The 623-nt window shown below is 69.5% G+C and carries 1 protein-coding gene; it reads right to left on the bottom strand.

Going from position 1 to position 623, the window contains the following annotated elements; genetic code table 11:
* A partial coding sequence (locus NA5_RS38740) for an ATP-binding protein (protein WP_169811430.1) occupies positions 1–593 on the bottom strand: 593 nt, incomplete at its 3' end.
* Between the last annotated feature and the right edge of the window lie 30 nt (positions 594–623).

Here is a 623-nt window from a genome sequence, read left to right on the forward strand (position 1 = left end):
GTGCCTTGCGGCGGAAGTTGTTGCAGCAGTAGGGCCACGTCATCGGCGTCGGGCGCGGTCGCGGCCTGCTCGATCAACCAGGTCGACAGTGGCTCGTCCGCGGCGATGCCGGAGCCGATCGCGCGCACACCGGATTCCGTCGCGGCGTCGCCGCTGAGCCGGAATGCGGCGACCTGCCACCCCTGCTGCCGCAATCGCGGTATCACCCCGGCTCGGATCAACGAGGACTTCCCGGTACCGGAACGTCCGACCACCGCGGCGAAACCGCTCTGCCGCAGCGTCTCCCGTACCCGCGCGATATCGTCGTCCCGCCCGTAGAAGAACTCTGCGTGCTCCTCGTCGAACGGCGCCATACCGCGATACGGGCTCGACAGCAGCGCCGGATTCAGCCGCAGCACCTCGTCGATGGGAAGCATGAACGCGGTGCGGGTATAGCGGCGGCGGTCGGCGGCGACCGCCATTCCGGTCACGGCATGCGCCTCGGTGTCCCAAACGGCGGCGCCGCTGAACCCTTCGGTGATCGGCTGCCCGCCGGTCGCTGCCTGCAGTTGCACCCAGCCCTGGCTTTGCGGGGCTCGAAACTCGCCGGACACCCAGACACCGCCGGGCATCTCGGCCGGAAA

The organism is Nocardia anaemiae NBRC 100462, assembly GCF_001612725.1.
In the GTDB taxonomy this organism is placed as follows: Bacteria; Actinomycetota; Actinomycetes; order Mycobacteriales; family Mycobacteriaceae; genus Nocardia; species Nocardia anaemiae.